Source organism: Pseudomonas sp. SWRI22 (assembly GCF_014268395.2).
Taxonomy (GTDB): Bacteria; Pseudomonadota; Gammaproteobacteria; order Pseudomonadales; family Pseudomonadaceae; genus Aquipseudomonas; species Aquipseudomonas paracarnis.
This window is the reverse complement of sequence record NZ_JABWQK020000001.1, coordinates 106,381-119,574: the sequence shown is the minus strand read 5'-3', so window position 1 is coordinate 119,574 and position 13,194 is coordinate 106,381. Positions and strand designations below refer to the sequence as shown.

General features: G+C 59.8%; 11 protein-coding genes and 4 tRNA genes. 6 read left to right on the top strand and 9 right to left on the bottom strand.

All coding sequences use genetic code 11. The features are described 5' to 3' along the window. Positions 1-53 precede the first annotated feature (53 nt). Complete coding sequence (locus HU730_RS00545; RefSeq protein WP_054897872.1) at positions 54-1,823, top strand: bifunctional diguanylate cyclase/phosphodiesterase; 1,770 nt, start codon at positions 54-56, stop codon at positions 1,821-1,823. Here the strand turns inward: HU730_RS00545 and HU730_RS00540 are convergent. The 4 genes from HU730_RS00540 to HU730_RS00525 all read right to left on the bottom strand — a co-directional run bounded on the left by HU730_RS00540 (position 1,820) and on the right by HU730_RS00525 (position 4,715). Next, on the bottom strand, positions 1,820-2,191 hold the full coding sequence (locus tag HU730_RS00540; RefSeq protein WP_005786715.1) for a hypothetical protein: 372 nt from the start codon (positions 2,189-2,191) through the stop codon (positions 1,820-1,822). The genes HU730_RS00545 and HU730_RS00540 overlap by 4 nt on opposite strands. After that, positions 2,188-2,526, bottom strand: a complete 339-nt coding sequence (locus tag HU730_RS00535) for a helix-turn-helix transcriptional regulator (protein WP_034127238.1) — start codon at positions 2,524-2,526, stop codon at positions 2,188-2,190. Before HU730_RS00535 ends, HU730_RS00540 begins: the two co-directional genes overlap by 4 nt. A gap of 97 nt (positions 2,527-2,623) precedes the next feature. After that, positions 2,624-3,079, bottom strand: coding sequence for a DUF1232 domain-containing protein (locus HU730_RS00530; protein WP_060764815.1), 456 nt, complete (start codon positions 3,077-3,079; stop codon positions 2,624-2,626). A gap of 895 nt (positions 3,080-3,974) precedes the next feature. Then, positions 3,975-4,715, bottom strand: a complete 741-nt coding sequence (locus HU730_RS00525) for an FKBP-type peptidyl-prolyl cis-trans isomerase (RefSeq protein WP_003190133.1) — start codon at positions 4,713-4,715, stop codon at positions 3,975-3,977. A 247-nt stretch (positions 4,716-4,962) separates the two neighbouring features. Here HU730_RS00525 and HU730_RS00520 point away from each other — a divergent pair, with 247 nt between their 5' ends. Beyond that, positions 4,963-6,771: a di-heme-cytochrome C peroxidase gene (locus HU730_RS00520; RefSeq protein WP_106118725.1), complete on the top strand. Its 1,809-nt coding sequence runs from the start codon at positions 4,963-4,965 to the stop codon at positions 6,769-6,771. Positions 6,772-6,800: 29 nt separating this feature from the next. Then, positions 6,801-7,934 carry a catalase family protein gene (locus HU730_RS00515; protein WP_032901960.1) on the top strand — a complete coding sequence of 378 codons (1,134 nt, stop codon included), beginning with the start codon at positions 6,801-6,803 and terminating at the stop codon, positions 7,932-7,934. An 89-nt stretch (positions 7,935-8,023) separates the two neighbouring features. Here the strand turns inward: HU730_RS00515 and HU730_RS00510 are convergent. The 4 genes from HU730_RS00510 to HU730_RS00495 form a co-directional block, all read right to left on the bottom strand. Beyond that, positions 8,024-8,100: transfer RNA gene (locus HU730_RS00510), tRNA-Asp, on the bottom strand. Between the two features lie 19 nt (positions 8,101-8,119). Then, positions 8,120-8,195 (bottom strand) — tRNA-Val (locus HU730_RS00505). A 177-nt stretch (positions 8,196-8,372) separates the two neighbouring features. After that, positions 8,373-8,449, bottom strand: a tRNA-Asp gene (locus HU730_RS00500). Between the two features lie 19 nt (positions 8,450-8,468). After that, positions 8,469-8,544 (bottom strand) — tRNA-Val (locus HU730_RS00495). 159 nt (positions 8,545-8,703) lie between these two features. On the opposite strand from HU730_RS00495, the gene rdgC reads away from it, so the two are divergent. From rdgC to sugE, 3 genes are all read left to right on the top strand, one after another. Continuing rightward, entirely contained in the window at positions 8,704-9,624 is a 921-nt protein-coding gene (gene rdgC, locus HU730_RS00490; protein ID WP_005786703.1) for a recombination-associated protein RdgC, read from the top strand. A gap of 166 nt (positions 9,625-9,790) precedes the next feature. Next, a complete protein-coding gene (locus tag HU730_RS00485) occupies positions 9,791-10,750 on the top strand; it encodes a bile acid:sodium symporter family protein (protein ID WP_003190129.1) in 960 nt (319 codons plus the stop codon). Between the two features lie 112 nt (positions 10,751-10,862). Beyond that, positions 10,863-11,177 (top strand): quaternary ammonium compound efflux SMR transporter SugE, encoded by a 315-nt coding sequence (gene sugE, locus HU730_RS00480; RefSeq protein WP_010211634.1) that lies wholly within the window; start codon positions 10,863-10,865, stop codon positions 11,175-11,177. 108 nt (positions 11,178-11,285) lie between these two features. Here sugE and HU730_RS00475 read toward each other — a convergent pair whose 3' ends face one another. Continuing rightward, a complete protein-coding gene (locus HU730_RS00475; protein WP_186527881.1) occupies positions 11,286-13,160 on the bottom strand; it encodes an MFS transporter in 1,875 nt (624 codons plus the stop codon). Positions 13,161-13,194 lie beyond the last annotated feature (34 nt).

Sequence of the window (13,194 nt, the reverse complement as noted above, 5' to 3'; positions counted from 1 at the left end):
ATAAAAGGACCGCAGGTTTACGCCTGCGGTCCTTTTTTTTGATCGAGACCGCCATGACCATGACCGAACAGCTGAATGCATTGGGCTCAATCCTGGCTCAAGGCAGTTTGCACAGCCTGTTCCAACCGATCATTTGCCTGTCGGAGCGGCGTATCCTCGGTTATGAAGCCCTCAGTCGTGGCCCGTCCAACAGCCCGCTGCACTCCCCCGTCGCACTGTTCTCGGTGGCCAGCCACGCAGGGCGCCTGAGCGAATTGGACATGGCGTGTCGAGAGAGTGCATGCCGGCGCTTCAGCGAGCAGAAACTGCCCGGCAAGCTGTTCCTCAATATCTCGCCCGAATCCTTGATGGAGAACGCACATCAGCCAGGGCGCACCCTGCAACTGTTACGCGACTTCGGCATTTCTCCCAGCCAGGTGGTAATCGAGCTAACCGAGCAGGCACCCACCGACGATTTCGCGCTGTTGCAAACTGCCTTGCACCACTACCGCGACATGGGTTTTGCCATCGCACTGGATGACTTGGGCGCCGGTTATTCCAGCTTGCGGTTGTGGTCCGAACTGCGCCCGGACTACGTGAAGATCGACCGGCACTTTATCGACGGCATTCACCAGGACGCCCTCAAGCGTGAGTTTGTCGGCTCGATCCTGCAGATCGCCAGGGCGTCCCGCGCCCAAGTGATTGCCGAGGGCATCGAGTTGCCGGAAGAACTGGCGGTGTTGACGGAGATGGGCGTCGACCTGGTCCAGGGCTACCTGCTCTGCCGCCCTCAGGAAAAGCCGCCGCAGGAAGCGCGCCTGATGCTGCCCAAGCCGGATAACGCCACGCTGGCCCTCAATGACGAAGGCAGTGACTTGAGCGCCCTGCTCAATGAGCAGCCCGCCGTGGATCAAGACACCGCCACCGCCCAAGTGCTGGAATCGTTCCGCCGCCAGGCCAACCTCAACTCGCTGGCGGTATTGGACGGCCGCGGTTGCCCGGTCGGCATTGTGCACCGGCACTCGTTGTCGGACGCGTTGCTCAAGCCGTTCGCGACCGATCTGTTTGCACGTAAACCCATCAGCCGCTTGATGAGCGATGACTTTTTGGCGGTGGAACTGAGCCAGTCCTTGCAGCAGGTCAGCCGCTTATTGACCAGCCGCGCACGGCAACGCATCGAAGAGGATTTCATCATCACCCTGAACGGTGATTACCTGGGGCTGGGTCGGGTCATCGACGTGCTCAAGTTGATCACGGAGCTGAAAATCCAGCAGGCCCGCTACGCCAACCCGTTGACCCTGTTGCCTGGCAATGTGCCGATCCAGCAATGCCTCACCCGGCTGCTGCAGCAACAGCGCGAGTCGGTGATCTGCTATGTGGATATCGACAGTTTCAAACCGTTCAACGACATCTACGGCTACGGGCGCGGGGATGAAGTGCTGCTGTGCCTGGCGCAGTGCCTCAACGACCGGGTAGACCCCAGCCGCGACTTTGTCGGGCACATTGGTGGGGATGATTTTTTGCTGGTGCTGGGCCCGCAGGATTGGCGCAAGCGGCTCAACCAGTTGCTGGATGACTTCCATACCCAATGCCGACGCTTCTACCGCGCTGAACATCTGGAGGCTGGGTGCTTCGTGGCCCTCAATCGCCAGGGCGTGCGCCAGGAGTTTGCGTTGCTGTCGCTGTCCATCGGTGTAGTGCACTTGTATCCACAGGCCTGCGCACAACTCGATGCCAGCCAGTTGGCAGAGCTGGCGTCACAAGCCAAGCACCATGCCAAGGATGTGGCGGGCTACAGCATCCACGTGATCGACAGCATGGACACCTGCCCCCAGGCGCTTTAGGCCTCGGCGGACTCCGGATACTCGTACTCGAACACCCGCACCACTTCGGATGCATGCCAGGACGCGGCGGCGACGCCATCGGACGGCCCGCTGAACCGCCCCAGACGCTCCACACATTCGAAAAAACCGGTGCGCGGCAGGCGGCTGGCGCCCTGGCTGATCACCAGGGAACTGCGCAGCGGCTGCTCGGCCTTGGCATCCAGTGCCGCCAGGTGCTCCAGGGCCGCCGCCAGGGTCTGCATGGCCGGCGTGGGGAATTGCAGGCGCTCAAGCAGTGCACGGTAGGTGAGCAAATGGCGCTGGCGCCGCGCCTGATCCAGTTCGTTGAGCAACCCATCCCAGTGTTGACGGCTAATACGTAGGCTCAAGACTCATCCCTCCAACCTGCTACGCCCAATTCCCAAGCCAGGCTGCGGCGAATGGCGGCATCCGGCTGGCGTTCACCACTTTCAATCAATCCAAGGTATGAGGGGCTGATCCCCACTGTGCGTGCCAGGGTCTCGATAGCCAGCCCCTTGGCTTCACGCAGGCCGCGCAGGGCTGCGAGCGGGCGCAGGTCCTGATCAATGGCGGTAGAGGCGGCAGGGGAAGAAGCGGGTGTAGGTTGCTGCTGACCGGCAGCTTTTAGCAGCGCCTGGTACTGGTCCCATGGCAACACCGCGTATTCGGGTGCGCCATCGCGTGAAATGATCTGAATATCCATGACTGCCCCGTAGGATAAAAACACTTACTAAGTAAGTTCTTTCCTTAGAAGTGTAATCCTAACAGCCACGAAGGTCGCCGGGGGATACCCGGCATCATTAGTTTTTTTGTGGGTTTTCCCGGGCCAGCAGCTCAGGCGTCGCGGGGAGGCGCTCAACCACCGCGAGTTTTTCCGGGCGTTGCGCATCGCGCCACGCACGAAAGGCGCTCAGTTCGCCGCTCAGGGTCTTCATGACCCACGCCAGCACGGCGATGTCATCGAACATGCCGAACATCGGAATAAAGTCCGGGATTGCATCAATGGGGCTGAGAAAGTACATCAGCCCCGCTACCACCGAGATCAGCGCCTTGGGGCTGATCGCTCGGTATTCGCCGCGCCAGTAAGCCAGGCACAGGGCCTGGAGCAATTTCAGATCGTCCTTTAGCTGGCCCAGCCGATTGCCCTGGCTTGAGCCTTTGGCAGCGACGGCAAACAACAGGGTGGGCAGGCGGCCACGGCCGAGCAGACGTGCGGCCATGGGCAGGAAACGGGTGAAATTGAACGGTGGTTTCATAGGGCACTCCAGTTCCAGGCGACATAAAAGGTTATCCACACAAATTGTGGATAACCTTGTGAACAGAGCCTGTTTTATCGGCTGAAAGCCACGGACTACAAGGCCTACAGTCAGATCGGGCGTTTTTTGCGCACATAAAAAAAACCCAAGAATTCATTGACTTGGCATGTATGTGCGGCTACCCGTGCTCGAGTCTTATATCAGACTGTGTCCGATTGCGGACGTTCGTTTGGATTTGCAGAGGCTTCAACGCAGGGGCTCGCTGGCGTGCGATAGCGATAGACATCTACACGACCCGGTACGACGTGGCAGCCTGCCAGCCGATGCCTATCTCCCAGACACCCCGGGCTCCAAATGTGGGAGCTGGCTTGCCTGCGATTGCCTTACGCATCAACACAACTTTACAGGCTGTAGCAGGGATGCCGGTTTAGCCGCCCCGCGCCATGGATGGCGCGTGGCGGCGCCCCCCCCCCAAAAAAATCACTGGCGGATTACGGGCACACCGAGCCTGAGCGAGGTGCCGAGTGGTGGGGCAAGAGCGTTTTGCTTACTTTGCCGCTCTTGCAAAGTGAGCCGCCGTCAGGGCGGAACCCTATGTGGCCGTTACCGCAGCAATGGATATGTACACAATCCAACTGTGTTGATTGCCAGGCCGCCTTCGCGAGCAAGCCCGCTCACAGGTTGATCGTGGTGTGTCAGTTAGTAGGTGTAGGCTGGCAGGCCGTCATCGCAGGCAAGCCAGCTCCCACATTTGGAGTGCTGAGCGTCTGGCGGTCATCACAGCGATGCGGCGACCCGACAAGCCAGCTCCCACAGAAATTTTTTGCATCCTTTGATACAACCCCGAAAACAACAACGCCCCGTCGAGACGGGGCGTTGTGTGTTCAGGCGCCGATTACTTCTTGGCGGCTGGTGCAGCAGGTGCGTCTGCTGCTTCTGCCTTGGCTGGGTCCTTGATGGCCAGCAGCTCCAGGTCGAATACCAACACGGAGTTGGCCGGGATCGCCGGGCTCGGGCTCTGGGCGCCGTAGGCCAGGTCGGACGGGATGTACAACTCGACCTTCTCGCCAACATGCATCAGTTGCAAGCCTTCGACCCAACCCGGGATCACGCCGCTGACCGGCAGGTCGATCGGGCTACCACGATCTACAGAGCTGTCAAAGGTAGTGCCGTTGGTGAGCTTGCCGGTGTAGTGAACAGTCACCACGTCGGTTGGCTTAGGCTGGGCGCCGTCGGCCTTCTTCACGATCTTGTACTGCAGACCGGAAGCGGTGGTGACGACGCCGTCTTTCTTGGCGTTGTCTTCGAGGAATTTCTTGCCGGCAGCTGCCGACTCTTCGCTCATTTTGGTCATGCGCTCTTCGGCACGCTTTTGCAGCGCGGCGAAGGCTTCAACCAGTTCGTCATCTTTGAGCTTCTGCTCTTTCTTGCCGACAGCATCTTCAATGCCTTGGGCTACCGCTTTGGAGTCCAGGTCATCCATGCCTTCTTGGGCAAGGCTCTTGCCCATGTTCAGGCCGATGCCATAGGAAGCTTTTTGCGCCGGGGTTTTCAGCTCTACGCTGGTTTGCGAATCACAACCCGCAAGTACCAGGCTAACCAGGGCCACCGCCGCCGCCAACCGATGCTGTTTCATGCTATTTCCTTGTTCATGCGCCAAAAGGGCATTCGAATAAAGTCGCGAGCTTATCAGGCGGCCCCGACCAATGGCTACCGGCATGTGAGCAGGAAACTTCTGATAAGTTCACGTGTTTAAAAGCATTTCCATTTATCATGGGCCACCGCGACGGATCGCGGGACCGCCTGCCAGCAGGCTAATCGCTACTTGCCGCACCTGTGGCGCAGTGGCATAACAACGCGACAATTCGACAAGGATAGTTATCTTGCGCATTTTTTCCCGAGTTTTACTCCTGATACTGATCGCACTGGGCCTGATCCTGGCCGTGGTGCTCTATTACACCCTCAACCCCAAGCTGCCGGATTACGTGCCCGTGAAACAGGTGCACTATCAGGAGCAATGGAGTGCCGCCGACCGCCAGACCTACTACTTCACGCCCCAGGGCACTCAAGTAAAAGGCCTGCACTACGACTGGTTCACCGCCCTGGAGCTGCCGTTCTCCGAGCAACGCTTTGCCGCGCCGCAGTACCTGGCGCGCTTTGGCTTCCTGGTCGATCCCAAACAGGTGCCCACCGCGCAAAACCCTGGCAACCTGCCGGTAGGGTTCGCCCGGCACCAGAACGCCGACAGCAAGGCTCAGTACCTGGATATCACCTGTGCGGCCTGCCACACCGGCGAATTACACTTCCAGGGTCAGGCCCTGCGTATCGACGGCGGCTCGGCGCAACACGTACTGCCCTCCAGCGTTCCCACGTTGCGTGGCGGCAGTTTCGGCCAGGCCCTGGTCGCCAGCCTGGCCGCTACCTATTACAACCCATGGAAGTTCGAGCGCTTTGCCCACAAGGTCCTGGGGGATCAGTACGACGCCCAGCGCGATCAACTGCGCAAGGACTTCAAGCAATCGCTGAACCAGTTCCTCAAGGTTGCCTGGAATGACACCCACCGCGGCCTTTACCCCACCGAAGAAGGCCCGGGCCGCACTGACGCCTTTGGGCGCATCGCCAACGCCAGTTTTGGCGACGCTATTTCCCCAGACAATTATCGCGTCGCCAATGCGCCGGTGGACTACCCGCAGTTGTGGGATATCTGGACCTTCGACTGGGTGCAGTGGAATGGCTCGGCCCAACAGCCCATGGCGCGCAACATCGGCGAAGCTCTTGGCGTAGGCGCGACCCTGACGTTCTTCGACACTGCCAGGCAACCGCTCAAAGGCGATGCCCGCTACCCGTCCAGCGTACGGGTGCGCGACCTGCACCTGATCGAAGAAACCCTGCAACGGCTCAAACCGCCGACCTGGCCGCAAGACTTGTTCGGTGCCATCGACAAGCCCCTCGCCGCCCAGGGTCGCGCACTCTTTGCCGAGAACTGCGCCGGCTGCCACCTACCCACCGTCACCCAGGAAAACGGCCGTCCGGTGCAGCAGTTGAAAATGCTGCCGGTGAACTACATCGGCACCGACCCCGGCACGGCCAACAACATTGCCGACCAACGCTATGACCTCAGCGCGTTGCAATGGGACCCAGCCGAACTGGCCCGGCTCAATGTCGAACTGCACCCCACCCCCACCGCGCCGCTGGACCTGAAAAAAATGTCGGTGGCCCAGGGTTTGGCCTATGTCACCGCCTTCGTCGAAGAGCATGCCTACCGTGCGGCCGGCGTTACCGCGGCCGAGCGCCCAGGCCTGGACGGGTTCGGCCTGCCCATCGGCGTGCGCGAATTGCGTGCCTACAAGGCGCGGCCACTGGCAGGCGTATGGGCCACCCCACCATTCCTGCACAACGGTTCAGTGCCGACGATCTACCAACTGCTCTCGCCCCAGGACGAACGCAGCACTACCTTCTATAAAGGCACCTTCAACTACGACCCGCGTCACCTGGGGTTTGAGACCATCGCCTTCAAGAATGCCTTCCTGTTCGATACCAGAATCACCGGCAACCACAACAGCGGCCACGAATTCCGTGCCGGCGAACGTGGCAATGGCGTGATCGGCCGTGGCCTGCTGCCGCAGGAACGCTGGGCGCTGCTCGAATACCTCAAGGTGCTGGGCGGCCCGCTGGAGCAACAACTGCCATGATTATCCGCTCGCAAAACAAGGACCGCTCCATGCTTGCTCGTCTCTGGCTACGCCTTGGCGCCTTTGTTGGCAAAACCCTGCTGTGGCTGCTGGGCCTGGGCCTGCTGGGGTGGGTGTTGGCCACGGCCTGGTTCGCCTGGCAGCACAGGGGCCCGGTGTCGGTGAAGGAACAGATCCCGCCGGGTGAAGCGGCGATGACCCAAGGCATCATCCAGACCGCCGTACGCATCGTTGACCAGCATCGCGAAGGCACTCGCTACCTGCGTGATGCCCATGCCAAGGCCCATGGGTGCGTGAAAGCCGAGGTCAGCGTTCTGGCAGATCTCGACCCGGCCTTGCGCCAGGGTGTGTTTGCCGAGCCGGGCAAGACCTGGCAGGCGACGATGCGCCTGTCCAACGGCAACGCTTATCCGCAATTCGACAGCATCCGCGATGCCCGCGGCATGGCCATCAAGCTGTTGGATGTGCCGGGCAAGCAACTGATGGCCGACCAGCAAGCGCGCACCGAACAGGATTTCGTGATGTTCAGCCACCCGAACTTCTTTGTCAGCGATGTCGCGGAATACGCGCAGAACATCGGTGCGCAAGCGGATGGCAAGAAGGTCCTGGCGTTCTTTCCCAAGCTCGACCCGCGCAGTTGGCAAGTGCGTCACTTGTTTATCGCCCTGGCAACCCTGGCGCCCGCACCGGCCAGCCCGACGCAGACGACTTACTTTTCAGTGTCGCCCTACAAGTTTGGCGCGGCCAACGCCAAGTTTCGCGTCGCGCCAGACCCGCAAAGCTGCCCGGATTATGTATTGCCCAAACAGAACCAGGACCTGCCCAACTTCCTGCGCAGCGCGCTCAACCAGCAACTGTCCACCGATCGTGTAGATGCGTGTTTTGTGCTGCAGATCCAGCGGCAAAACCCGCAGGCGTTCATGCCGATCGAAGACACCAGCATCGAATGGAAGGAAAGCGACGCGCCGTATGAAACCGTGGCCAAGGTCAGGATTCCCGCCCAGGACTTCGACACGCCGGCGCAGAACCTGGCGTGCGATAACCAGTCGTTCAACCCCTGGTTCGGGCTGGAAGCGCACCGCCCCATCGGTGGCATCAACCGGCTGCGTAAAGCGGTGTACGAGGCCGTCAGCGATTACCGCCACAGCCGCAACGCACCGTAAGGCGCGTTAAATCGCAGGCGAAAAAAAACCCGCTCAATGAGCGGGTTTCTTTTGGCTACCTGGCGTTCAGTATTCCAGGTGACCGAATATGGCGCAGCGGACGGGACTCGAACCCGCGACCCCCGGCGTGACAGGCCGGTATTCTAACCGACTGAACTACCGCTGCGCGTAACACTTGAAGCGAATGGTGGGTGATGACGGGATCGAACCGCCGACCCTCTGCTTGTAAGGCAGATGCTCTCCCAGCTGAGCTAATCACCCTTCGTTTCGGTGTGGGCGCATCATACACCAAAAAATCGTAATGTCTTGATTTAAATGCAATTTATTTAAAAAAAGTTTAGCGCACGATTTTTTGCCATATTTCGGACAGAAAAAAACCCGCTCAATGAGCGGGCTTTCTTTGGTTACCTGGCGTTCAGCATTCCAGGTGACCGAATATGGCGCAGCGGACGGGACTCGAACCCGCGACCCCCGGCGTGACAGGCCGGTATTCTAACCGACTGAACTACCGCTGCGCGTAACACTTGAAGCGAATGGTGGGTGATGACGGGATCGAACCGCCGACCCTCTGCTTGTAAGGCAGATGCTCTCCCAGCTGAGCTAATCACCCTTCGTTTCGGTGTGGCGCGCATTCTACGGAGCGACCCTAAGTCTGGCAAGCACTTTCTTAAATCTTTTTTTTCAGCCCTTCCAATGGCTTAGGCAGGGTTGGCCTGCGGCGTGATCAAGAGAATAATGCCCCCCTTTGTATAGAGGAGAGACTCACCCCATGTGGTTCAAGAACCTGCTTATCTATCGCCTGACCCAAGATCTGCCTGTTGATGCCGAGGCGTTGGAAGCGGCCATGGCCACCAAGCTGGCGCGCCCTTGTGCAAGCCAGGAGTTGACCACTTACGGTTTCGTCGCGCCTTTTGGTAAAGGTGAAGACGCTCCCCTGGTTCACGTCAGCGGCGATTTCCTGCTGATCGCCGCTCGCAAGGAAGAACGCATCCTGCCGGGTAGCGTGGTGCGTGATGCACTTAAAGAGAAAGTCGAAGAGATCGAAGCCGAGCAAATGCGCAAGGTCTATAAGAAGGAGCGCGACCAGATCAAGGATGAAATCATCCAGGCCTTCCTGCCGCGTGCCTTTATCCGTCGCTCGTCGACCTTCGCTGCAATCGCGCCGAAACAGGGCCTGATCCTGGTCAACTCGGCCAGCCCCAAGCGTGCCGAAGACCTGCTGTCGACCCTGCGTGAAGTGATCGGCACCCTGCCCGTCCGCCCTCTGACGGTAAAAACCGCACCAACTGCAATCATGACTGACTGGGTCACCACCCAGAAACCGGCTGATGACTTCTTCGTCCTCGACGAATGCGAACTGCGCGACACCCACGAAGACGGCGGCATCGTGCGCTGCAAACGCCAGGACCTGACCGGCGAAGAGATCCAGCTGCACCTGACCACCGGCAAGGTCGTAACCCAACTGTCCCTGGCGTGGCAGGACAAGCTGTCCTTCATGCTCGACGACAAAATGACAGTCAAGCGCCTGAAGTTCGAAGACCTGCTGCAAGACCAGGCGGAACAGGACGGCGGCGATGAAGCTCTGGGCCAACTGGATGCCAGCTTTACCTTGATGATGCTGACCTTCGGCGATTTCCTGCCGGCGTTGGTCGAGGCACTGGGCGGCGAAGAGACACCACAGGGCATCTAAGCAACACCGATCCAATGCGGGCACAGTCAGTGTGGGAGCTGGCTTGCCTGCGATAGCGGAGTGTCAGCCAGAGCAGTGCCGACTGATACACCGCTATCGCAGGCAAGCCAGCTCCCACATTTGATTGCATCGACAACTCGGAAATCGAATAAAAAAGGACATCCCCATGCGCGCACTCGCCGCCTTGAGCCGCTTCGTCGGCAACACCTTTGCCTACTGGGTGTTGATCTTTGCCGTTGTCGCCTTTCTCCAACCCAGCTGGTTCATCGGCCTGAAAAGCGCCATCGTCCCACTGCTGGGCCTGGTGATGTTCGGCATGGGGTTGACCTTGAAACTGGAAGACTTCGCCGAAGTCGCTCGCCACCCGTGGCGCGTGGCCTTGGGCGTGGTCGCGCATTTCGTGATCATGCCGGGCGTGGCATGGTTGCTGTGCCAGGCGTTCCATTTGCCTGCGGAAATTGCCGTTGGCGTGATCCTGGTCGGCTGTTGCCCAAGTGGCACGTCGTCCAACGTCATGACCTGGCTGGCCCGGGGTGACCTGGCGTTATCGGTGGCGATTGCCGCGGTCACCACCCTCCTCGCCCCGCTGCTCACACCGGCGTTGATCTGGCTGCTGGCCTCGGCCTGGCTGCCAGTGTCGTTCATGGAACTGTTCTGGTCGATCCTGCAAGTGGTGCTGCTGCCCATCGTACTGGGCGTGGTCGCGCAGCGCTTGCTCGGTGATCGGGTAAGGCATGCGGTGGATGTGCTGCCACTGGTGTCGGTGGTCAGCATTGTGATCATCGTCGCGGCCGTGGTTGCCGCAAGCCAAGGCAAGATTGCCGAGTCGGGCCTGCTGATCATGGCCGTGGTGATGCTGCACAACAGCTTCGGTTACCTGCTGGGCTACTTCACCGGGCGCCTGTTCAAGTTGCCCTTGGCGCAACGCAAGTCGCTGGCCCTGGAAGTGGGCATGCAGAACTCCGGGCTGGGTGCCGCGCTGGCCAGTGCGCACTTTTCGCCACTGGCGGCGGTGCCCAGTGCGTTGTTCAGCGTCTGGCACAATATTTCCGGCGCATTGCTGTCGACCTATTTCCGCCGCATGAGCGAAAAGGAAGACCGCCGCGCCCTGGAAACCACGCCGTAACTTGATCGCCCGGTCCAATTTCGGCACTCTACCGAACTTCGCGGGGACGACCTCGCGACGCTATCAAGCGCTCACCCGGGGACGACCCCACTTTGATAGAAGCGAGGTCATCATGTCCTGGATCATTCTGTTTTTTGCCGGGTTGTTTGAAGTGGGCTGGGCCGTCGGCCTGAAGTACACCGACGGGTTCAGCAAGCCGCTGCCCACCGCCCTGACGATTGCCGCCATGGCTGTCAGCCTTGGGTTGTTGGGGCTGGCCATGAAGGAATTGCCGCTGGGCACCGCCTATGCCATCTGGACCGGCGTGGGGGCCGTGGGCACCGTGATTGCCGGGATTATACTGTTTGGAGAATCCATGGCGTTGTTTCGGTTGGCGAGTGTGGCGTTGATTATTTGCGGGCTGATTGGGCTCAAGATTTCCACCTAAGCCACTACCGCTATCGCAGGCAAGCCAGCTCCTACATTTTGAATTGTGAATACAGTCAAATGTGGGAGCTGGCTTGCCTGCGATGAGGCCCTGATAAACAACAAAAAACTACCTGGCACTCCCCCGCAAACCGCCCACCACAGCCTGCAACTGCTCAGGCGTTGCCGCTTCCACAGCCACCGGCTCGCCCGCCACCAACACCACCCGCGACCAGATCCGATGAAACAAACCCTTGTTCGGATCACGGCTGAAGAAACTCCCCCACAACCCCTGCAATGCCATCGGGATCACCGGCACCGGCGTCTCCTCCAGGATGCGCGTCACCCCACCGCGAAACTCATTCATCTCGCCATCAGCTGTCAGCTTGCCTTCCGGGAAGATGCACACCAGCTCGCCATCCTTGAGGTACTGGGCAATGCGCGCGAACGCCTGCTCGTAGATCTGAATGTCTTCATGGCGCCCGGCAATCGGAATCGTCCCGGCGGTGCGGAAGATAAAATTGAGCACCGGCAAGCGGTAGATCTTGTAGTACATGACAAAGCGAATCGGCCGACGTACTGCGCCACCAATCAACAGCGCATCGACAAACGACACATGGTTGCACACCAGCAACGCCGCGCCTTCATCCGGGATGGCTTGCAGGTTGCGATGCTCCACGCGGTACATGGAATGGCTGAGCAGCCAGATCATGAAGCGCATGGTGAACTCGGGGACGATTTTAAAAATGTAAGTGTTAACCGCGATGTTGAGCAGCGACACCACCAGGAACAACTCGGGGATCGACAGCTTGGCCACGCTCAACAGCAGAATGGACACGATGGCCGAGACCACCATGAACAGTGCATTGAGAATGTTGTTCGCCGCGATCACCCGTGCCCGTTCGTTCTCGGCGGTACGCGACTGGATCAGCGCATACAGCGGCACGATGTAAAAGCCGCCGAACACCCCCAGGCCGAGGATATCGAACAGCACCCACCACGCCTGGCCGTAGCTGAGCACCGCGAGCCAATCGTTGGCTTGCACGTTCTGCGGGAAGCCGCCGGAGTGCCACCACAGCAGCAGGCCGAACACGGTCAGGCCAAATGAGCCAAACGGCACCAGGCCGATTTCCACCTTACGCCCGGAGAGCTTTTCGCACAGCATCGAGCCCAGGGCGATGCCCACCGAGAACACCGTGAGGATCAAGGTCACCACGGTTTCGTCGCCGTACAACCATTCCTTGGCATAGGCAGGTATTTGCGTGAGGTAAATCGCGCCGACAAACCAGAACCATGAGTTGCCGACAATCGAGCGCGACACCGCCGGCGTCTGCCCCAGGCCCATGCGTAAAGTCGCCCAGGACTGAGTGAAGATATTCCAGTCCAGGCGCAGCTGCGGTGTCGAAGCCGCTGCGCGCGGGATGCTGCGGCTGGCCAGGTAGCCCAGCACCGCCACGGCCACAATCGCCACCGCCACCACCGGCGCGTAATGGGTGGAAGACATCATGATCCCGGCACCGATGGTGCCGGCCAAAATTGCCAGGAACGTGCCCATCTCCACCAGGCCGTTACCGCCGACCAACTCATCGTCGTGCAATGCCTGGGGCATGATCGAGTACTTCACCGGGCCGAACAGCGCCGAGTGAGTGCCCATGGCAAACAGCGCCAGCAGCATCAGTTCAAGATGATTGGTCAGAAAACCCGTCGCGCCCACCGCCATGATCACGATCTCGCCGATCTTGATCGCGCGGATCAACGCGTCCTTGTTGAATTTCTCGCCAAACTGCCCGGCCAACGCCGAGAACAGGAAGAACGGCAGGATAAACAACAAAGCACACAGGTTGACCCAGATGGAGCGGTCGCCCTCGATGGAGAGCTTGTAAAGGATGGCCAGGATCAGCGATTGCTTGAAGATGTTGTCGTTGAACGCGCCCAGCAACTGGGTAATGAAAAACGGCAAGAAGCGCCGCGTGCGCAGCAAGGTGAATTGGGAAGGATGGCTCATCGTCGTCCGTGTTCCTGCGTGGCCTTTATTTATC

Coding starts and splice junctions, on each gene's coding strand:
- HU730_RS00485 (WP_003190129.1), top strand. CDS start 9,791: ATGCGCGCACTCGCCGCCTTGAGCCGCTTCGTCGGCAACACCTTTGCC.
- HU730_RS00515 (WP_032901960.1), top strand. CDS start 6,801: ATGCTTGCTCGTCTCTGGCTACGCCTTGGCGCCTTTGTTGGCAAAACC.
- HU730_RS00475 (WP_186527881.1), bottom strand. CDS start 13,160: ATGAGCCATCCTTCCCAATTCACCTTGCTGCGCACGCGGCGCTTCTTG.
- HU730_RS00545 (WP_054897872.1), top strand. CDS start 54: ATGACCATGACCGAACAGCTGAATGCATTGGGCTCAATCCTGGCTCAA.
- HU730_RS00525 (WP_003190133.1), bottom strand. CDS start 4,715: ATGAAACAGCATCGGTTGGCGGCGGCGGTGGCCCTGGTTAGCCTGGTA.
- sugE (WP_010211634.1), top strand. CDS start 10,863: ATGTCCTGGATCATTCTGTTTTTTGCCGGGTTGTTTGAAGTGGGCTGG.
- rdgC (WP_005786703.1), top strand. CDS start 8,704: ATGTGGTTCAAGAACCTGCTTATCTATCGCCTGACCCAAGATCTGCCT.
- HU730_RS00530 (WP_060764815.1), bottom strand. CDS start 3,079: ATGAAACCACCGTTCAATTTCACCCGTTTCCTGCCCATGGCCGCACGT.
- HU730_RS00535 (WP_034127238.1), bottom strand. CDS start 2,526: ATGGATATTCAGATCATTTCACGCGATGGCGCACCCGAATACGCGGTG.